The organism is Stenotrophomonas sp. FW305-3-2-15-E-LB1 (assembly GCF_058787375.1).
Map to the genome: position 1 here is coordinate 14,052 of NZ_JBYSZR010000012.1, position 19,102 is coordinate 33,153.

Consider the following 19,102-nt stretch of genomic DNA (forward strand, 5'->3'; position numbering starts at 1 on the left):
CTCCGCGCCCTGCTCGTAACCCGGAAACCGCACCCGGCCATTCCTGTGCTATGGATACACAGCCTTGCTTCAAGGCACTTTCAGGGATTGGAAGGGTGCGCACGTTCGGGGGAACTGCAGGCGGTGTGTCGACCCGCTTCAGGGGATTTGAAGATCGAATTCGCAAGTCGGGAGCATTAGGCTCCTGGCTGTGCTGCGTGCTGCTCATTGGCCTTGGCGTGTCGACATCCGCTATCGCCCGGACGACGGTTACATACATCCACACGGACGCCTTGGCCTCGGTTGTGGCCGAGAGCGACGCCAATGGCAACGTGATCAAGCGCTATGACTACGAGCCTTACGGCGCCGTGGTGGGTGGGGAAGTCACGGACGGGCCAGTGTATGCCGGGCATGTGAGTGACTCGGCGACCGGACTGAGTTACATGCAGCAGCGGTACATGGATCCGCAGTTGGGTGTGTTCCTGTCGGTGGATCCGGTGACAGCGTATGAGCAGCCGGTTGGGCAGTTCAATCGGTATCGATACGCCTCATCAAACCCATACAGGTTTGTCGATCCCGACGGCCGAAGGGATAAGATCAAAGCGCAGGCTGCAAAGTCAGTGGATATAATGTGTGCCGCTAGCGCTCAAGGAGGTTTGCCGTGCGCGGATTGACAGCCTTCCCGGTCGCCTTTTTTTCATGTGTGACTTGCGTGGCGGTATTATTCCTGGCGGGTGGATGCAGTAGTGGTGAGGAGCGCGCTCGGCGTGTATCCATTGAGGAAATGTTGATTTCTGGTCAGTCGCTTGGTGGGGTCAGGTTGAGGATTGAAGGGTGTATAGAATCAAATCCTCATGGAGTCATGATCAATAGATGCCATTCCGGTGAGCGTGGAATTCCGGTGTTGCTTTCGAAAAGCGCGGATCGCTATGCTCCCATCCTCTACGAGCGAGGTATATTGCTGGAGGGTGGTCAAGAAAAAGTGGTCATTGCTGCTTTGTGTGGAGATTATTCTCAGACTCCTGGCGGAAAAGATCGTTGGTTTGAGGTTGATTCATTTTTATGGATGGCCGGGCCTATGGTGATGGATTTGATTGCGCGGCTGATCGTGAGCGCTGGCGTTGATCGATTTCGATAACATAGTGGGTCTCCGTTGGTACGCCGATGCGTAGGTCATTGTTAAAGCGTTCGGGGTTTCCCCAGTCACGGGAGACAGTGTGGCTGAGACGATTAGAGCGAGCCCAAGTACGAAAGTTGGCTCTATCGCCACTTGAAGACCCTCCGCCCGATGTCATCCGCCCTCACCAAGCGCATCGTTCTTACAGCAGAACCCCGTGATCGGCAGGAGTAGCCCGGTTGCATTTACCTGCTCTTTGACCAGAAGATATCGAAGCGAGTGGCGTATTCCTTTTTGGGATGCCTTGAAGAGTGTTCAGCCTGCATAGGGCGGGCGTCGCTCGCCCAGGTGAGAGTCGACCCAGCCGGGGGGACAATAGTGGGAGCTGAGGATTACGCCTTTCTTGCACACCTGCTTGAGTCAGGTCTGTTGGCCGTTGGCAACGGCATCGATTCAGTGCAGATGGACGCGTATTGGTCGGGAGACATCGGGGTTCCGGCGCCGATTGATGCGGACGTTGCGACGTATCTGTTGCGTGCGGATTCCGATGCGTTGATCCGCGCCGCCCTGTGGGCCGTGCGAGGTCACTTCCTGTCCGCTACCCATCCTGCGTTGCATATGCGCGTCGTTCGCTGGCTGTTCGCCCGGAATCGGCTTGCACGGTCCGAGCTGCCCGGCTTGCTTGCCCTGATGTCGCGCCAAGGGCTGGGCCATGACGGTGAGGCAATCGCCCAGATTGCGATGGACGCGGTGGAAGAGGGACGGCTGGACGAAGGCGAGGAGCTGATTGTTCCCATGCTGTGGTGCCTCGGCGCGTCTTCCGCGAGACTCTTTGTTGATTTCAACAACCGCGATGCCGACGGCCACCTGCGGCTCGATCTATGCGGCACGCAGAACGACGTTGCCGCACAGTCGCTCGTTCTGCAGGATGGGTTGATCGCCACCGGCTACGACGGCGACCTGGCCGCGGCTATCATCGTGATCGGGCCGGGCAGCGAAGGTGTGTGGCGAGCCAGGATCGTGGATGGCCCTTGGGAGGAGTTGCGAACGTTGAACGTGTGAGGTTACGGAGGCGGAAGCCCAGGCTTCCGCAGTTCAATGGAAGAATGGTTCACTTGGGTGCCACGATGAAGATGGTTGGTTTGGTTCTTGCGGGTCTGGTTTTATTGTCATTGTTCGGCTGTGAAGTCCCGCCGCGCTTTGACATCTGTAAGTATCGTGGAAACTCAAGTTCTGAAAATTTCTGCGTTGTCTCCTATGTTTATCTGATGGCACATCCCGAGCAGTTTGAGGGCCGGGATGTGGAGTTCCGGGCCTGGGCTCGCGTGGCCAGCGATGCCACCCTCTTTTTCCCGACCAGGGAGGCCATGGACGATGGTGAGTCTGTCTCGTCCGTGGTTGTTTATGGGGAAGCGATGGCGCCTGATCTTCTGCAGAGAGCGCGCGTTGCACGCGTTCTTGTACGGGGCAGGTTCTATCTGTCTGAAGGGAAGGTGCATCCCTTGGACGCCGAGCGACTTGGTGTCATTCAGAACGCCGTGATCCTGCCTTAGGCCGGAGTGCCGCCGGTCCATCCTTCGCCCAGGCTGTCGTTTCCTGCACGCCCAATAGACCGATTGCGTCATAACGGCCCAAGCCACGCGTTGTCCATCAACGGTGCGAAAATTCGCAGTACAACAATTGGGAAGCGAAAAGCGTCACGCGCCCCGCTGATTTCCGGTCCGTTCGCGGCTCCAGATGTCGCATAAGCCTCTACATCAGTGCGCTCGCGACTTTCCTCGTCGTCTCCGCCACTCACCCCGCATGCAACACTTCCCACCGCACTCTCGATTCCCTCCGAACCTTTCGGATTTTTCTCATTGAATCGAACGTGCAGGCGTAGACAACATGGCGCGCCACCAGAACAGGGTGGCCGGGCGTGCAAACCCGAGACAGATGTTACTTACGCTTGCCAGCCGGCACCGTCCTGAAGCGGTGCCGGCTGGCAATCCGTCGGCCTTTATGGCGGGCGGTGCGTGGGGATCTTCGGATCCGCCGGTCAATGGTAACTCTCTGTCCCGGTTTGCAACCCGCACCGTCCGCCACCCGCCTCCGCGCGGTGGCGCTGTCAAATACAGCCACGGAAGCCGATGCCATGACCACGCGCAAGAACCCGCCGCTCCATGTTGTTGATGCCGTCTACGACGATGAAGACCCCACCTCCGATATCAGCACCTTCCAAGGCTGCCTCACCCGCATCCGGGATGGCGAAGGCTCCGATGGCATGCTCTGGCCAGAAGAAAACCTGTCCGACGGCCGCAGACAATCCCTGGCACGAATCGACCGTGCGGCCGTGGCCATCCTCACGGCGGCGGAGATGCTGCACGCAGCCAACCGCTGCAAGACCATGGCCACGCCCCGCCGCCACCTCGATGAGGGCGTAGTGGAAGGGCTGTTCTTCGCCTGCCGCGAGCTGGCGGAACTGGTGTGCCGGGAAATCAGGCCGTCCTGACGTCCTGACATCCTGGCGGGGCAAGCGGGGTCGTACAAACCCGCTGTCCCGGCCCGGGGCTGCCTGATACGCTGCGCCAGCGCGCCCCGTCCCGGGGCCTCAGGGATCGTGTGCCATGGCATCAGGGAATGTGTTGCGCCGAACCATCCTTGCCGCAGCCCTCGTGGTTCCGGTAGCGCTTCCTGCGCTGGCATGGGCCGCGCAGGAGGCCGAGACCACCCGTTTCGTACGGGAAGCGCGGCAGCTGGAAGCCTCTCCGCTGCAGCCCGGTGCGCAGGACATGCGGCGGTGGCTGCTTAACTGGACGATGGAAACGCCGGATTACCAGGTGATTATCTGCCCCGTCCTTGGGCTGCCCGAGACTGTGGATGAGGAAACCTCCATTGCGCCGGAGGTGCTTGCGCAGCAGATGTTCGGAAACCTGGCCTACCAGATCACGCAGGGCAGTGACGGTGACGAGGTGGATCGTCAGTTGGCCGGCGTGGAAAGTGCACTCAAGGCCTACTCGGTGTTTTTGAAGGCTGATCCCTCGTTGAAGATCCCGGGCGTGGATCACCTGGCCGAGTTGCAGAAGGCCGGCACCCTGCGCGCGCATGTGGCGGCGGTCCTTGAGGAAAAGTGCAGCGGCGATGCTCCCAGGGAAACCCTGAGACTGGACGCGGACGATGCAGCGCCGTCGGACCTCACGGTGTTTCTGGGCGATTTTCTGCGCGGCACCAGCGTGGTCTATCCGATGCAGGTGGGCCAGTGGCAGGCGGTAAATGAGCGCCGGTACGATGATGTACTGGGTGGCGCTTCGGTCCGCTTCGAGCGGCCGGGCGACAAAACCGGCTGGATCGACCTGTACTTCTATCCCGCCGGCGTGCAGGAACCGGCTCAGCAGCGGGCGGCGGCCGAAGGCGAGCGCGAGGCGTTGCTGGACGCGCGCAGGGAAAAGATGGCCAGCGAGCGCGACATGTCCCCGCTGCAATCAATGGTGGTACCGGTCGCCAGTCTCGGGCCCGGTGGGCCTGCACGGGTGGATGCGAACGTGCTGGACTTCGGTTACAGCCACGAGGGCACGGCTTACAGCTCGGTGATGGTCTTCGCGATCGATCGCATGTACGCCATCAAGCTGCGCTACAGCGTGGAAGCGATGGCGGCCAGCCGCGACCAGGCGCGCCGCGAGGCGGAGACCTTCTTCAAAGCGCTGCTGCCGGGCGTTGAGATCACCAGCTTCGGCAGTTGCGGCGGGGTGCCTGCGGCGGATCAGCTACGGCTGCGCATGGGCTGCGTGGGCGCCGATCCGCTGCTGCCGGTAGTGGGCGAGGGCCAGCGCGAGCTGCGCTTCGAGTACCCCGCGCCAACTGGCGCGGCAGGGCAGTAGGGTCGCCAGTCATCTGCATTCCTGAATACGTTCATCGAGCTTTGCCGATTCCGGCATCCGCGCCCCCTGCGCACCCGGTGCGACAACGTGTCGCAGCGATATCCGGCCACTTCCTGCGCTGGATCATTGTCAATGCCCTTCTTAAATGTTGCGTGACGGCCTAAAATTGAAAGGCTGACTCGACCCCACCTCACTGCCTGTCTCAACCGCAGGCGGGACCGGCTTTGGCCGGAGCGGGCAGGACGGGGAACGGCATTCCCTCGCAATTGGATCGACCGATGATTCCGTTGAAAACCCTTGGGCGCTGGTTGCGCCCGGGCCTGCTGCTGTCGTTGCTGGTGATGCTCACCGGTTGCGATGCAGTGGCCATCCTCAGTCCGAAGGGCCAGATCGGCCAGGATGAGAAGACCCTGCTGATCACGGCCACCGTGCTCATGCTGCTGGTCGTCATCCCGGTCATCATCATGACCCTGACCTTCGCGTGGAAGTATCGCGCCTCCAACACCAAGGCCCGCTACGAGCCGAAGTGGTCCCACTCGACGGCGATCGAGGTGGTGGTGTGGTCGATCCCCTGCATGATCGTGCTGGTCCTGGCGGTGCTGACCTGGCGGTCCTCGCACGCGCTTGACCCGTACAAGCCGCTGGAATCGGACGTCAAGCCGGTCACCATCGAGGCGATCTCGCTGGACTGGAAGTGGCTGTTCATCTATCCGGAAGAGAAGGTTGCGGTCGTCAACGAGATCAAGTTCCCGGTCAACACCCCGCTGAACTTCAAGATCACGTCCGACACGGTGATGAATGCCTTCTTCATCCCGCACCTGGGCAGCATGATCTATTCGATGGCGGCGATGGAGACCAAGCTCCACCTGATCGCCAACGAGACCGGTGAATTCCCGGGCATGTCCTCGCACTACAGCGGCCTGGGCTTCGCCAAGATGCATTTCACCGCGTATTCGGTCACCGATGCCGAGTACCGCCAGTGGCTGGACCAGGTCCGCGCCGGCACGGAAACGCTCGACAAGGCCACCTTCAAGGCCCTGGGCGAAGCGAAGAACTCCGAGTGGTACCCGGTCACCTACTACGGCACCGTGGAAGAAGGCCTGTTCAACTGGGTCCTCGCCAAGCACATGGGTGACAACAGGCACTACGGCATGAAGCATTCCCACGCGGGTGCTGCTGCGGCAGATGCGGCCAGCCATGAAGCGCACGAGGGGCACGCCCCGATGGACGCGCATGACTCCAAGGAATCCGGGAAGAACCTGGACGCCACCGAAGAACACGAACACGCTGGCCATGAAGGCCACATGGGTTCGGGAGAATGAACATGCTGGGAAAACTCTCTCTTGAGTCGATCCCCCACGATCCGATCGTGCTGACCACCCTGGTCGGCGCGGTGCTGGGTGGCCTGGGCGTCATGGCCCTGATCACCAAGTTCAAGCTGTGGGGCTATCTGTGGAAAGAGTGGTTCACTTCGGTGGACCACAAGAAGATCGGCGTGATGTACCTCATCGTCGCCTTCGTCATGCTGCTGCGCGGTTTCTCCGACGCCATCATGATGCGTACCCAGCAGGCCATCGCCGTCGGCGGGTCCGAGGGTTACCTGCCGCCGCACCACTACGACCAGATCTTCACCGCCCACGGCGTGATCATGATCTTCTTCGTGGCGATGCCGCTCATCACCGGCCTGATGAACCTGGCCGTGCCGCTGCAGATCGGTGCGCGCGACGTCGCGTTCCCGTTCGTCAACTCGCTCAGCTTCTGGCTGTTCGTGTCCGGCGCGGTGCTGATCATGCTGTCGCTGTGGATCGGTGAATTCGCCGCCACCGGCTGGCTGGCCTTCCCACCATTGTCGGGTATCGAGTACAGCAACAATGTAGGTATGGACTACTACATATGGGGCCTACAGGTCGCGGGCCTGGGTACCACCCTGAGTGGTATCAACTTCTTCATTACCATCCTGAAGATGCGCACCCCGAGCATGAAGCTGATGCAGATGCCGGTGTTCACCTGGACTGCCCTGGTGACCAACGTGCTGATCGTCGCTGCCTTCCCGGTGCTGACCATCACCCTGGTGCTGCTGACCCTCGATCGTTACCTGGGTACGCACTTCTTCACCAATGATGGTGGCGGCAACGCCATGCTGTACATCAACCTGATCTGGATCTGGGGCCACCCGGAAGTCTATATCCTGGTCCTGCCGGCCTTCGGCGTGTTCTCCGAAGTCATCGCGACCTTCTCGCGCAAGGCACTGTTCGGCTACAAGGGCATGGTCTACGCCACCGCCTGCATCGGCGTGCTGTCGTTCATCGTGTGGCTGCACCACTTCTTCACCATGGGCTCGGGTGCCAACGTCAATGCCTTCTTCGGCATCACGACGATGATCATCTCGATCCCCACCGGCGTGAAGATCTTCAACTGGCTGTTCACCATGTTCCGCGGTCGCGTGCAGTTCACCACGCCCGTGCTGTGGACCATCGGCTTCATGGTCACCTTCACCATCGGCGGCATGACCGGCGTGATGCTGGCGATCCCGGCCATCGACTTCGTGCTCCACAACAGCCTGTTCCTGATCGCCCACTTCCACAACGTCATCATCGGCGGCGTGGTGTTCGGCATGTTCGCCGGCATCACCTACTGGTGGCCGAAGATGTTCGGCTTCCGCTTGAACGAGTTCTGGGGCAAGTGCGCGTTCTGGTGCTGGTTCATCGGCTTCTACGTGACCTTCATGCCGATGTACGTGCTGGGCTTCATGGGCATGACCCGTCGCCTGCAGAGCACCGTCAACCCGGCCTACGAGCCGTTCCTGCTGGTTGCCGCCGTAGGCGCCTTCATCGTGGGTGCCGGCATCCTGTGCCAGATCATCCAGGTGGCCGTGTCCATCCGCGACCGCAAGAAGACCGCCGACCTGACCGGCGACCCGTGGGATGCCCGTACGCTGGAGTGGGAAACCTCTTCGCCGCCGGCCTTCTACAACTTCGGCACCCTGCCGGAAGTCACCGAGCTGGACGATTTCTGGGAGCGCAAGCAGCGTGGTGAAGCCTGGCCGAAGCCGGCCAAGTACACCGACATCCACATGCCGCGCAACACCGGCACGGGCGTGGTGATCGGCGCCTTCAGCCTGGTGTTCGGTTTCGCGATGATCTGGCACATCTGGTGGCTGGCCATCATTGGCTTCGTCGGCATGATCGCCACGTTCATCTACCGCACCTTCGACCAGGACGTGGACTACTGGGTCCCGGCCGCCGAGGTGGAACGCATCGAGAACGAACACCGCAAGCACCTGGAATTCCAGGGCCTGGTGAAGTCGGAGCTGAAGGCATGAGCACCAATACCTCGACCCTGAGCCACGGGCACGCCGCGCAAGCGGCGGCCCATGGCCATGACGACCACGAGCACCACGACACCGGCGGCAACACCGTCTTCGGTTTCTGGGTGTACCTGATGAGCGACTGCCTCATCTTCGCCTCGCTGTTCGCCACCTACGTGGTGCTGGCCGGCGGCACCGACGGTGGCCCGGGTCCGAAGGACCTGTTCGAGCTGCCGTTCGTGGCGTGGGAAACCGCGCTGCTGCTGACCTCGTCGCTGACCTTCGGCCTGGGCATGATCGCCATGCACCGCAAGCAGGTCGGCCAGATGTTCCTGTGGCTGGCCGTCACCTGGCTGCTGGGCTTCGGCTTCATGTGCATGGAAGTCTATGAATTCCATCACCTGATCCATCAGGGCTATGGTCCGGACCGCAGTGCCTTCCTGTCGGCGTTCTTCGCCCTGGTCGGTACCCACGGCCTGCACGTCAGCGCCGGCCTGCTGTGGCTGCTGGTGATGTTCGTGCAGCTGAAGAAGTACGGCCTGACCCCGACCAACAAGACCCGCATGGCGTGCCTGAGCCTGTTCTGGCACTTCCTGGATCTCATCTGGATCGGCGTGTTCTCCGTCGTCTACCTCAATGGAGCGCTGTAATGGCACATGACAACCACGCACACGACCACGCAGCCGGTGGCGAGAGCCACGGCAGCGTCAAGTCCTACCTGATCGGCTTCGTGCTGGCGGTGGTGCTGACCGTCATCCCGTTCTGGGTGGTGATGTCCGGCGACTTCTCGCGCACTGTCAGCGGTGTGGTCATCGCGGTCACCGCGGTGCTGCAGATGCTGGTCCACCTGGTGTTCTTCCTGCACCTGGACCGCTCTTCGGAAAGCCGCTGGAACGTCAACGCTGCTGCCTTCACCGTCGTGGTGATCGGCATCATCGTGATCGGCACCCTGTGGGTCATGCACAACATGAACGTGCACATGATGCACTGACGTCTTCGCGACGTTGCCACACGCGAAAAGGCCGCCCTTCGGGGCGGCCTTTTTGTTTGCGTGGGGTGGGGCGTCCGGTGCGTTCGCCGGCCAGCGGCCGGCGCTACCAGGGAAAGTCGGTTGGGTGTTCTTCCGGGTGGTAGTGCCGGCCGCTGGCCGGCAATCCCGCGTTTCGCCGGGCATGGCCCGGCGAAACGGGTTGGGGTGCGCTGGTAGTGCCGGCCGCTGGCCGGCAGCAGTAGATCCACGCCATGCGTGGATGAACCCCCCGCGTCACCCCACCTTGCGCAGGAACTCGTCCGGATCCATCGGCCGGCCCAGGTGGTACCCCTGCAACTGGTCACAGCCCAGCCCGCTCAGGTACTCCTGCTGCTCGCGCGTCTCCACGCCCTCGGCCACCACCTGCAGCTGCAGCGAGCGCCCGAGCGCCACGATTGACGACACGATCGCCGCGTCTTCGGCGTTCTGCTCCAGGTCGCGCACGAACGCGCGATCGATCTTCAGCTCGGTCGCCGGCATGCGCTTGAGGTACAGCAGGCTGGAATAGCCCGTACCGAAATCATCGATGGAGATATGCACGCCCATCGCGGTGAGGTCGTTGAGGATGGCCAGGCTGGCTTCCACGTCCTTCATCGCCGTGGTTTCGGTGATCTCCAGGGTCAGCCGTTCCGGCGCGATCGCATGGCGCGCCAGCACGTCGCGCACGTTGTCCACCAGCGACGGCGAGGAGAACTGCAGCGGCGACAGGTTCACTGCCATCGTCCATTCCGGGTGGCCCGAATCGTGCCAGCTGCGCAGCTGCGCGCAGGCCTGGTCCAGCACCCAGTCGCCGATCGGCAGGATCAGCCCGCTGCGCTCGGCGATGGGGATGAATACATCCGGTGCCAGCATGCCCAACTCCGGGTGCTGCCAGCGCAGCAGTGCTTCGGCGCCCACGGCAGGCGTGCCGGCGGCGACGAACTTGGGCTGGTAGTGCAGGCGCAGCTCGCCCCGGTCGGCGGCGCGGCGCAGGTCCTGCAGCAACCGCAGCTGGCGGTTGGCGCTGACCTGCATCGACGGGGTGAAGAACGTATAGCCGTTCCGGCCGGCATCCTTGGTGTGGTACATCGCCGCGTCGGCGTGCGCCATCAGTTCGCGTTCGGTGGCGCCGTCGTCGGGGTACAGGGCGATGCCGAGGCTGGCGCTGACCTGCAGTTCGGCGGCGTCGATCAGGAACGGCTCGGCCACCGCCGCGATGATGCGCTCGGCCACCACCACCGCATCGTCCGGCTCATCCACGGCCAGCACGATCACGAACTCGTCGCCGCCCAGCCGGGCGAAGGTGTCCTGCGGGCGCAGCAGGCCGCTGACCCGCTCGCTCATGCGCACCAGCAGGCGGTCGCCCAGCTGGTGGCCATAGGCATCGTTGACCGCCTTGAAGCCGTCCAGATCGCAGAACATCACCGCCAGGCCGTGGTTGCGGCGGCGTGCCTTCTCGATCGACTGCTCGATGCGATCCTGCAGCAGCATGCGGTTGGGCAGCTGGGTCAGCGGGTCGTGCAGGGCCGCCTGCAGCAGCTTGTCGTTGGCCTTTTCCAGCGATTCGGCCAGCAGGCCGGTGCGCTCGCGCATCTGCCGGTCGAACAGCGAGGCGACCAGCGCGATGCCGATGGTGCCCAGGGTGGTGACGATGACCAGTATCGCCAGCCAGCGGCTGTCGATGCCGCCATCGATCACCGCGCCACAGAGGCTGCCATCGGGGAAGCGGGCGGCGGCCATGCCGGTGTAGTGCATGCCGACGATGGCCAGGCCCATCACCAGCGAGGCCAACAGGCGCAGGCGCAGGGTGCGCTCACCCTCCCTGCGCAGGCGGAAGGCGATCCACAGCGCCGCACCGGCGGCACCGATGGCGATCAGGATCGAGGCGGCAAACCACAGCGGGTCGTAATCGATGCCCGGCTGCATGCGCATCGCGGCCATGCCCAGGTAGTGCATGGTGGCGATGCCCAGCCCCATCAGCACCGCACCGGCCAGCAGGCGGCGGCGCGGCAGCTGCGGGCGCGAGACCAGCCACAGGGCGTAGGCCGAGGCGCAGACCGACACCGCCAGCGAGTACAGGGTGATGGCCAGGTCGAAGCCGATGGGGATCGGCAGGTTGAACGCCAGCATGCCCACGAAGTGCATGGACCAGATGCCCAGGCCCATGGCCGTGGCGCCGCCGGCCAGCCACCAGCGCGCCACCCGGCCCTCGGTCGTGGCCAGGCGCCCGGCCATGTCCAGGGCGGTATAGGACGCCAGGATGGCGACCAGCAGCGAAAAAACAACCAGACTCTGGCTGTAGGTGCCAGTCATTGAGGGTCCTTCGGGGGGCGTGGAGGGGGGCGCAGCGGCGCGGACTATAGCGGCTGCGTGGAGCGCAACCTTAGAGCATCAAAGTGTGATGTTCATCTCATATTCGAGAATGTCATGACCGGGCTGCCCTCATGCCCGGGGTCGCAGCGCCTGCGACTGGCCTCGGCTATCCTCCTTCACCTCCCCGCACCGAAGTCCTGCCCCATGGCCAAAGCCCGCCTCACTGCCTACGTCTGCAACGAATGCGGCGCCGAGTACAGCAAGTGGCAGGGCCAGTGCACCGAGTGCAACGCCTGGAACTCATTGTCGGAAATCGTGCTGGAGAGCGCGGCGGCGGCCAAGGCGCCTGCGTCGCGCCGGGCCGGCTGGGCCGGCAAGATCGATCCGCCGAAGATCACCGCGCTGAAGGATGTCGAGCAGACCGAGCACCGCCGGGTCAGCACCGGCATCGGTGAGTTCGACCGCGTGCTGGGTGGCGGCCTGGTCGAAGGCGCGGTGGTGCTGGTCGGCGGCGACCCGGGCATCGGCAAATCCACCCTGCTGCTGCAGGCGGTGGCGAAGATGGCGGCCGTGCTGCCGGTGCTGTATGTCACCGGCGAAGAGTCGCTGGCCCAGGTGGCCGGGCGTGCGCACCGGCTGGAACTGCCGCTGGACGGTGTGAACGCGCTGGCCGAGACCGGCGTCGAGTCGATCCTGCAGCATGCATCCAAGGCCGGGCCACGGCTGATCGTGGCCGACTCGGTGCAGACGCTGTGGACCGAAACCCTCACCGCCGCCCCCGGCTCGGTCAGCCAGGTACGCGAGAGTGCCGCGCGGCTGGTGCGCTTTGCCAAGGAAACCGGCACCGCTGTGTTCCTGGTCGGCCACGTGACCAAGGAAGGTGGCATCGCCGGCCCGCGCGTGCTCGAACACATGGTCGACGCCGTGCTGTATTTCGAAGGCGAGAGCGGCAGCCGCTTCCGCCTGCTGCGTGCGTTCAAGAACCGCTTCGGCGCGGTCAACGAACTGGGCGTGTTCGCCATGGGCGACAAGGGCCTGAAGGAAGTCTCCAACCCGTCGGCCATTTTCCTGTCCGGTGCCAGTACCCATCAGCCAGGCAGCTGCGTGATGGTCACCCGCGAGGGTACCCGGCCGCTGCTGGTGGAAGTGCAGGCGCTGGTCGATGCCTCGCCGCTGTCCAACCCGCGCCGTGTCGCAGTCGGCCTGGAACAGAACCGCCTGGCCATGTTGCTGGCGGTGCTGCACCGTCATGGCGGCGTGCTGGTGGGCGACCAGGACGTGTTCGTCAATGTCGTGGGTGGCATCCGCGTGCAGGAGACGGCCGCCGATCTGCCAGTACTGCTGGCCGTACTGTCGTCGCTGCAGGACCGGCCGCTGGCAGAGAAGACGATTGCCTTCGGCGAGGTCGGCCTGTCCGGCGAGATCCGCCCGGTGCCCAATGGCGAAGACCGCCTGCGCGAGGCCGCCACCCACGGCTTCAAGCGCGCCATCGTGCCCAAGGCCAATGCGCCCAAGGGCGGCACGGTGAAGGGCATGGAAGTGATCGCGGTCGAGCGCCTGTCCGAGGCCATCGACGCAGCGTGACAACTGTCCTGTAGAGCCGAGCCCATGCTCGGCTGCTTTTCCGCCAAGGGCAGCCGAGCATGGGCTCGGCTCTACACGCATCCGATGCAGTAACGGTCAGCTTCACTGTGCTAGTTTTCCCGCTCGACGACGGCGCCCCGTGGCGCCTTGTGTGGCAAGGAGTAACCGATTTCATGCAGGACCCGACGCTCAGCACCCCCGCCGCCGAAATCCGTCGCGCAGGGGTCGATCTCAATGGACTGATGACGGTGCTGGGCAAGCACCTGTATTCCACCCCGATGGTGGCCCTGCGTGAGCTGGTGCAGAACGCGCACGATTCGATCATCCGCCGCCGCCTTGAACAGCCGGGCATCGAGCTGCCTTCGCGTATCGTGGTGCGGGTGGATGCCGCCGCCGGCGTGCTGCGCATCATCGATACCGGTGCCGGCCTGACCCGGCAGGAAATCCACGATTACCTGGCGACCGTCGGTGTCGGCTACTCCCGTGGCCTGCGCCAGGGCGGTGACGACCAGGACGGCCTGATCGGCATGTTCGGCCTGGGCTTCCTCTCGGCCTTCGTGCTGGCGCGGCGGGTGAGTGTCCGTACCACCTCGTACCAGACGCCGGAGCTGGGCCATCTTTACGTGTCCAGCAACGCCGAGCAGTACACCGTCAGCGAAGTGCCGGCACGCGCCATCGGCACCGAGGTGGAACTGGAACTGCACCCGGATTTCCTGCCGCTGGCCAACGAGGCGCGCCTGTACGAGGTGCTGGGCCGCTACTGCGCGCTGCTGTCCGAGCCGATCTTCATCGGCGCTGCGGCCGAGGCCCTCAACCCCGACCCGCCGCCGTGGCGCGGGCAGGGCGACGTGGCGCTGCATCCGGTGCAGGCGCGCCGCCAGGCGCTGCAGTTTGCCGCGCGCTTCGAGCACGACTTCGAGCCCATCGTGACCCTGCCGCTGCGCGCCGACGCCGACAGCGATGCCACCGGCATGCTGTGGGTGCAGGATGGCGCGACCTACGGCACCAGCGATAACCGCAACCTGTCCGTGTTCGTGCGCGGCATGCTGCTGGATGACGATGCGCGTGACCTGCTGCCGCCGTGGGCGGGCTTCATCGGCGGGGTGATCGAGTCCTCGCGCCTGACCCCGACCGCCAGCCGCGAGGACCTGCAGCGCGACGACCAGTACCGCGCCGTGCAGCATGCGCTGCTGGAAGCGCTGATCGACGGCCTGGCCGAGGTCGCGCGGCAGCAGCCCGAAGCCTGGCGACGCGTGCTGGCCCGCCACAACGAAGCACTGCTCGGTGCGGCGCTGTGCGATGAGCGCCTGTTCGAGCTGCTGCTGGAACACGTGCGCGTGCCGACCTCGCAGGGCGACCTGCCGGCCAGCGCGCTGCCGTCGCGCGGCGCCGTGCATGTGATCCTCGACAACGGCGGCGGCTTCGAGGAAATGCTGTTCCGTGCGATGGGCGTGCCGGTCGCGCACGGCCACCGCTATGCGGTGGTGCCGTTCCTGCGCCGCTGGACCCAGGCCAAGGGCCTGCGCCTTGTTGAACTGGGCACCGAGCAGGGCAACCGCGCGCTGTTCCGCACCGATGACAGCCTGGATGCCGCGCAGCTGGCATGGCTGGGCGAACACCTGGGCGATGGCGAGCAGCTGTTGCCGGCGCGTTTCAGCCCCGAAGCACTGCCGGTGGTGGTCGTGCCCGACCGCGAGGCCGAACTGAAGCAGCGCCTGGAAGACGACGAGAACGACAAGCGCGTGTCGATGGCAGCATTGCGGCTGGCCCGCCAGTTCACCGCCCGCATCGAGTCGCGCGCGCCATCGCGGCTGTACCTCAACCTGGACAACCCGGCCGTGCAGGCCCTGCTGCAGGCACAGCGCGAGGGGCATGCGCAGGCGCCGGCGGCCGCGCGCCTGCTGCGCTCGCTGAAGATCATCGTCTCTGCCCAAGGGCGCCCGCTGGCCCGTGGCGCCGCAACGCCCGGCCCGGACCTCAATGGCGCCTTCAGCGAAATCGCCACGGCCCTGCAGCAGATGCTGCGCTGAGCATTCCACACACTTTCTCTCATCCAGCCTCACGCTAGACAGGAGCACCAACCCCATGGATATCTGGAACTGGGTCGAAAAGCTGCAGGAAGACCTGCGCCAGGCAGGCCAGGCGCAGAACGCGCACCTGCTGACCCGCCTTGCCGACGAAGTCAGTGAACTGCAGGTCGACCGCGTCGATGCGCTGCTGCCCGAGGCGCGTGCGCTGGGCAAGGCGCTGGACAATCCCTGGGTCGACGTCTATGTCGGCCACTGGGCCCTGCGCAATCGCGTGGGCAACCGCGTCGAAGGCGAGAGCGCGCTCGGCGAAGCCGTCTCGCTGTTCGAGCGCGCGCACCGCGAAGACACCCTGGAGTGCCCGCAGTCGATCTGCGTGACCCAGGATCTGGCCGCGTGCTACGGCAACATCGACGGCCCGGGCTGGGTGCCCGAGCGCATCGAAGTGTGCGATGAAACGCTGGCGCGCATCGATCCGACCTGGGCCTGCTTCCAGTGCCTGAGCTGCGAAAAGGCCGATGCCCTGCTGGATGACGGCCGTGCGCAGGATGCGCTGGATTACCTGAAGGCGCAGGCCGATGCGGTGGAAGCGCGCGGCAAGGAAGTGTTCGACAGCTTCCCGGAAATGCAGATCAAGATCCTGCTGGCCAGCGGCCGCGCCGAGGAGGCGATGGTGCTGATCGAGCAGCGCGAAGCCGAAGTGGCCGCCGCCGGCGAGTACGAACCAGCCAACTGCACGGTGCCGCGCCGCCTGTCGCGCGCCTGGGCGCTGGCCCAGCTGGGCCGCGACGAAGAAGCGCTGCAGCAGTTGGTGCCGTGGAGCGAACTGACCCCGAACACCTGGCGGCTGTGGGCCACGACGGTGGCGCTGCTGTGCAGCCGCGATCCGGCCCGCAATACCTGGAACCTGGGCACGCGTTTCAACACCATCATCGAGCACTTCGCCAGCGTCGGCGCGCACCGCCTGGTGATCGAGCTGGCGGCACTGAGCCTGGAACTGGCCCTGCAGCGCGGTGCACGCTGGGTGGCACAACGCCAGCTCGGCCTGGCCCGCACCCATCTGGCGCAGCTGCGCCAGGATCGGGGGGCCAGCGAGCGCGTGGCCGGCCTGGCCGCACGCATCGACGCACTGCCCGAGGTGGAACCGCTGCCGGTGCCGGCGGCCGAACTGCTGGCGTGGCTGGAAGCGCGCGGTGAGCAGGACCAGTCGCGTGATCCCGAGCGCGAGGCGCAGTGGCTGCTGCAGGCGCACGCGCAGTGCCCGGACGACGAAGCGCTGGCCGAGGTGGCCGCATCGGCGCTCAATGCCTGTGGTGCGCAGGCCGAGGCTCGCGCGCTGCTGTGGGACTTCGTGCGTGCCCATGCTCATGAAGATGGTGCCGCTGCCTACACCCTGATGCGCTGGCTGACCGAGCAGGGCGATGACGATGGCCTGCGCCGCCTGGCTGACACCTATCGCGGCAGCGTGCCGGTGTTCGCGCACTGGTGCGAGGTGCAGCGCGCACGCCGCGTGTCCGACTGGCCGGCGCTGGAGCAGGCCGCGCAGGCGCTGCTGGCGCTGTCGCCGGGTTCGCACGGCGCACGTGGCACGCTCGCCCGCATGTACATGGAAACCGGCCGCTTCAGCGATGCACAGGCCTGCTACGCGCAGCTGGTGGAGACGCTGGAAGATGCCAACGCTGCGCACTGGGACCACATGAGCGCGGCCAGTGCCGCAGGCGACTGGGAGGCGGTGCGCCGCTCGGCCGCCGCCATCGGCATGGAGCTGACCAGCCAGGACGGCGTGGTCGAGGAACCGTGGGGCTGGGTGATCATCCGCAGCCTGGAACAGGGCGAGCCGATGGAGTACTACGCACGCCGCACCGGCCCGGTGACCGCGCGCATCGTCGAGAACGCACCGGCCAACCGTGCCCAGCAGGTGGGCGACTGGGTGGTGTTCGATGCCGCGCTGGTGCATCCGGCGCCGGAGGAAGAAGAGCAGCGTCAGCACTTCATCCCGACCTATGCGCAGGTGCACGTGCTGGAGCGCGGCGGCTTCGAGCGCAGCTGGCTGATCGACGGCGCGCACCCGGGCGAGGAGGCCTGGAACGCATTCGTGGAAGGCGCCGAAGCGCAGGGCTGGCAGGTCTGGGCGCACAGCCGCCCCGACTACACCGTGACCGATCCGGATGCGGAGGAGGGCACCTTGCCGGGCCTGCTGTTCACCGTGGCCCAGCCGCAGGGGCATGCGCCGCTGGCGCTGCATCGCTACCTGCAGCAGTCCACCGCCGGCTGGTCGCACCCGCAGTGCTGGCTGCGCCTGGCTGAAGCCTGTGACCAGGAGCGGCAGCCGCACCTGGATGTGATCGAGCGGTACGGCTTGTAAAGGTAGTGCCGGCCGCTGGCCGGCAATCCCGCGCGAATCCGGTAGCGCCGGGCCATGCCCGGCGTCCCCACTTCCAGGAGAGAACCATGCGGAACACACGGATGTTGATGATCGCCAGCCTGCTGCTGGCGCCGGCCGCGCACGCTGCACCGGCCTGCGAGGATGCGGCGGGCGTGGCTCGTGCGTTCTTCGAGGCCACCTCCGGTGACGACGGCCGCGTGCTGGACGCGCCGGCGGCCCTGGTCAGCCCGGCCTTCGCCAAGGCGCTGCGCGAGGAGCGTGCCTGCCAGGTGCGCGAGGAGGGCATCTGCACAATCGATTCGGACCCCTGGCTGGATGGCCAGGACGGCGAGATCGACAGCGCCGTGCGCTACGGCTGGAAGCCCGCCTCGGCCACGGCCGGCGAGGTCACGCTGAGCTACTCGGTGTGGAAGAGCGCCCACCTCACCCGCCTGCCGATGATCCGCCACGGCAAGGGCTGCTGGCAGGTGGACGACGTGATCACCAACGGCGGCCAGTCGGTGCGGAAGATCCTCGCCCAGCCCATCCCCTGAAAGTAGTGCCGGCCGCTGGCCGGCAATGGCATGGGATTGTGTTGCCGGCCAGCGGCCGGCACTACCGTGGGTACCGACCGTCGGTCGGCACCCTTTACCGCGTATGCCCGAACACCAGTTCGATCACGAACTGGCTGCCGAAGAACGCCAGCAGCAGCAACAGCATCGCCGACAGCGTCCAGTGCACCGCCTTCACCCCGCGCCAGCCGTAGCGGCGGCGGCCGATCAGCAGCACGCCGAACACGACCCACGACAGCACGCTGAGCACGGTCTTGTGCACCAGCTTCTGCGCCAGCAGGTCATCGACGAACAGCACGCCGGTGACCAGGGTGAGGGTGAGCAGGGCGAAGCCCACGGTGATGACCCGGAACAGCAGGGCTTCCAGGTCGGCCAGCGGCGGCAGCGCACGCAGCCACGGGCGGAATTCACGACGGCGCAGCGCTCGTTCCTGCAGCCACAGCATGATCGCCAGCAGGGCGGCGATGCTCAGCGTGGCGTAAGCCAGCAGCGCCAGCCAGGCGTGGCTGGCCAGGCGCCAGCCCAGCAGCTTGCTCGGTTCGTGGCCATAGCCGTGGTAGACCGCCAGCAGCAGCGCGGCCAGCGGGAACACCACCACGCCCAGCGCCGACATGCGCCCGCGCGCGCCCACCAGCGAGGTCAGCCAGGCCATGCCCAGGCCGACCAGCGACAGCGCGGCGAAGAAATGCATGTCCGGGCCACCGGTCGTGCGCATCGCCACCAGTACGTGGTAACCGCCGTGCAGCAGCATGGCCGGCAGTGCGGGCCACAGCCAGACGGGCGAGCCGACGGCATCATCGCGGCCAAGCGCACGCACCAGCAGGGCGCTGGCGGCCAGGTAGAGCAGGGCGGCGATGAGAACGATTAACATCGTTGCAGTTTCGCATACCCCCGGGATGCTGGCGACGGCCCCGTGGTCGCAGCCCGGCAGGGTGGACGGACCCGCTATACTGTCTGCCTTATTGTCCCCCG

16 protein-coding genes are annotated in these 19,102 nt (G+C 65.3%); 14 read left to right on the top strand and 2 right to left on the bottom strand.

All coding sequences use genetic code 11. The features are described from left to right. Window positions 1-125 precede the first annotated feature (125 nt). The 10 genes from AC3WL7_RS10795 (at window position 126) to cyoD (ending at window position 9,251) form a co-directional block, all read left to right on the top strand. Window positions 126-653, top strand: coding sequence for an RHS repeat-associated core domain-containing protein (locus AC3WL7_RS10795; protein ID WP_492750246.1), 528 nt, complete (start codon window positions 126-128; stop codon window positions 651-653). Next, a complete protein-coding gene (locus AC3WL7_RS10800; protein WP_492750247.1) occupies window positions 641-1,117 on the top strand; it encodes a hypothetical protein in 477 nt (158 codons plus the stop codon). Before AC3WL7_RS10795 ends, AC3WL7_RS10800 begins: the two co-directional genes overlap by 13 nt. 408 nt (window positions 1,118-1,525) lie before the next feature. Beyond that, the gene (locus AC3WL7_RS10805; RefSeq protein ID WP_492750248.1) at window positions 1,526-2,158 is read left to right on the top strand and encodes a hypothetical protein; all 633 of its coding nucleotides are present in this window, start codon (window positions 1,526-1,528) and stop codon (window positions 2,156-2,158) included. Between the two features lie 65 nt (window positions 2,159-2,223). Next, complete coding sequence (locus AC3WL7_RS10810; protein ID WP_492750249.1) at window positions 2,224-2,649, top strand: hypothetical protein; 426 nt, start codon at window positions 2,224-2,226, stop codon at window positions 2,647-2,649. A 581-nt stretch (window positions 2,650-3,230) separates the two neighbouring features. Then, window positions 3,231-3,587: a hypothetical protein gene (locus tag AC3WL7_RS10815; protein ID WP_492750250.1), complete on the top strand. Its 357-nt coding sequence runs from the start codon at window positions 3,231-3,233 to the stop codon at window positions 3,585-3,587. Window positions 3,588-3,702: 115 nt separating this feature from the next. After that, complete coding sequence (locus AC3WL7_RS10820; protein ID WP_492750251.1) at window positions 3,703-4,953, top strand: hypothetical protein; 1,251 nt, start codon at window positions 3,703-3,705, stop codon at window positions 4,951-4,953. A 278-nt stretch (window positions 4,954-5,231) separates the two neighbouring features. Next, window positions 5,232-6,275, top strand: coding sequence for a ubiquinol oxidase subunit II (cyoA, locus tag AC3WL7_RS10825; RefSeq protein ID WP_200733924.1), 1,044 nt, complete (start codon window positions 5,232-5,234; stop codon window positions 6,273-6,275). 2 nt (window positions 6,276-6,277) lie between these two features. After that, on the top strand, window positions 6,278-8,275 hold the full coding sequence (gene cyoB / locus AC3WL7_RS10830) for a cytochrome o ubiquinol oxidase subunit I (protein WP_492750252.1): 1,998 nt from the start codon (window positions 6,278-6,280) through the stop codon (window positions 8,273-8,275). Then, window positions 8,272-8,910 carry a cytochrome o ubiquinol oxidase subunit III gene (gene cyoC, locus AC3WL7_RS10835; protein WP_108760122.1) on the top strand — a complete coding sequence of 213 codons (639 nt, stop codon included), beginning with the start codon at window positions 8,272-8,274 and terminating at the stop codon, window positions 8,908-8,910. The genes cyoB and cyoC overlap by 4 nt, the downstream gene beginning before the upstream one ends. After that, window positions 8,910-9,251, top strand: coding sequence for a cytochrome o ubiquinol oxidase subunit IV (gene cyoD, locus AC3WL7_RS10840; protein WP_079221116.1), 342 nt, complete (start codon window positions 8,910-8,912; stop codon window positions 9,249-9,251). The genes cyoC and cyoD overlap by 1 nt, the downstream gene beginning before the upstream one ends. A gap of 273 nt (window positions 9,252-9,524) precedes the next feature. Here the strand turns inward: cyoD and AC3WL7_RS10845 are convergent, their stop codons facing one another. Further along, window positions 9,525-11,582, bottom strand: coding sequence for a putative bifunctional diguanylate cyclase/phosphodiesterase (locus AC3WL7_RS10845; protein WP_079221117.1), 2,058 nt, complete (start codon window positions 11,580-11,582; stop codon window positions 9,525-9,527). A gap of 204 nt (window positions 11,583-11,786) precedes the next feature. On the opposite strand from AC3WL7_RS10845, the gene radA reads away from it, so the two are divergent. From radA to AC3WL7_RS10865, 4 genes are all read left to right on the top strand, one after another. Then, window positions 11,787-13,166: a DNA repair protein RadA gene (radA, locus tag AC3WL7_RS10850; protein ID WP_079221118.1), complete on the top strand. Its 1,380-nt coding sequence runs from the start codon at window positions 11,787-11,789 to the stop codon at window positions 13,164-13,166. Window positions 13,167-13,339: 173 nt separating this feature from the next. Beyond that, window positions 13,340-15,196, top strand: coding sequence for an ATP-binding protein (locus tag AC3WL7_RS10855; protein ID WP_492750253.1), 1,857 nt, complete (start codon window positions 13,340-13,342; stop codon window positions 15,194-15,196). Window positions 15,197-15,251: 55 nt separating this feature from the next. Then, window positions 15,252-17,558 (top strand): tetratricopeptide repeat protein, encoded by a 2,307-nt coding sequence (locus AC3WL7_RS10860; RefSeq protein ID WP_492750254.1) that lies wholly within the window; start codon window positions 15,252-15,254, stop codon window positions 17,556-17,558. Window positions 17,559-17,644: 86 nt separating this feature from the next. Beyond that, window positions 17,645-18,112, top strand: a complete 468-nt coding sequence (locus tag AC3WL7_RS10865; RefSeq protein ID WP_492750255.1) for a YqhG/Tai3 family protein — start codon at window positions 17,645-17,647, stop codon at window positions 18,110-18,112. 94 nt (window positions 18,113-18,206) lie between these two features. Here the strand turns inward: AC3WL7_RS10865 and AC3WL7_RS10870 are convergent, their stop codons facing one another. Continuing rightward, the gene (locus AC3WL7_RS10870) at window positions 18,207-19,001 is read right to left on the bottom strand and encodes a cytochrome C assembly family protein (protein ID WP_492750256.1); all 795 of its coding nucleotides are present in this window, start codon (window positions 18,999-19,001) and stop codon (window positions 18,207-18,209) included. Between the last annotated feature and the right edge of the window lie 101 nt (window positions 19,002-19,102).

Bases quoted from the DNA above. Each gene is read 5' to 3' on its own strand.
- AC3WL7_RS10810 (WP_492750249.1), top strand. From the start codon at position 2,224: ATGAAGATGGTTGGTTTGGTTCTTGCGGGTCTGGTTTTATTGTCATTG.
- AC3WL7_RS10815 (WP_492750250.1), top strand. From the start codon at position 3,231: ATGACCACGCGCAAGAACCCGCCGCTCCATGTTGTTGATGCCGTCTAC.
- AC3WL7_RS10820 (WP_492750251.1), top strand. From the start codon at position 3,703: ATGGCATCAGGGAATGTGTTGCGCCGAACCATCCTTGCCGCAGCCCTC.
- cyoA (WP_200733924.1), top strand. From the start codon at position 5,232: ATGATTCCGTTGAAAACCCTTGGGCGCTGGTTGCGCCCGGGCCTGCTG.
- cyoB (WP_492750252.1), top strand. From the start codon at position 6,278: ATGCTGGGAAAACTCTCTCTTGAGTCGATCCCCCACGATCCGATCGTG.
- cyoC (WP_108760122.1), top strand. From the start codon at position 8,272: ATGAGCACCAATACCTCGACCCTGAGCCACGGGCACGCCGCGCAAGCG.
- cyoD (WP_079221116.1), top strand. From the start codon at position 8,910: ATGGCACATGACAACCACGCACACGACCACGCAGCCGGTGGCGAGAGC.
- AC3WL7_RS10845 (WP_079221117.1), bottom strand. From the start codon at position 11,582: ATGACTGGCACCTACAGCCAGAGTCTGGTTGTTTTTTCGCTGCTGGTC.
- radA (WP_079221118.1), top strand. From the start codon at position 11,787: ATGGCCAAAGCCCGCCTCACTGCCTACGTCTGCAACGAATGCGGCGCC.
- AC3WL7_RS10855 (WP_492750253.1), top strand. From the start codon at position 13,340: ATGCAGGACCCGACGCTCAGCACCCCCGCCGCCGAAATCCGTCGCGCA.
- AC3WL7_RS10860 (WP_492750254.1), top strand. From the start codon at position 15,252: ATGGATATCTGGAACTGGGTCGAAAAGCTGCAGGAAGACCTGCGCCAG.
- AC3WL7_RS10865 (WP_492750255.1), top strand. From the start codon at position 17,645: ATGCGGAACACACGGATGTTGATGATCGCCAGCCTGCTGCTGGCGCCG.
- AC3WL7_RS10870 (WP_492750256.1), bottom strand. From the start codon at position 19,001: ATGTTAATCGTTCTCATCGCCGCCCTGCTCTACCTGGCCGCCAGCGCC.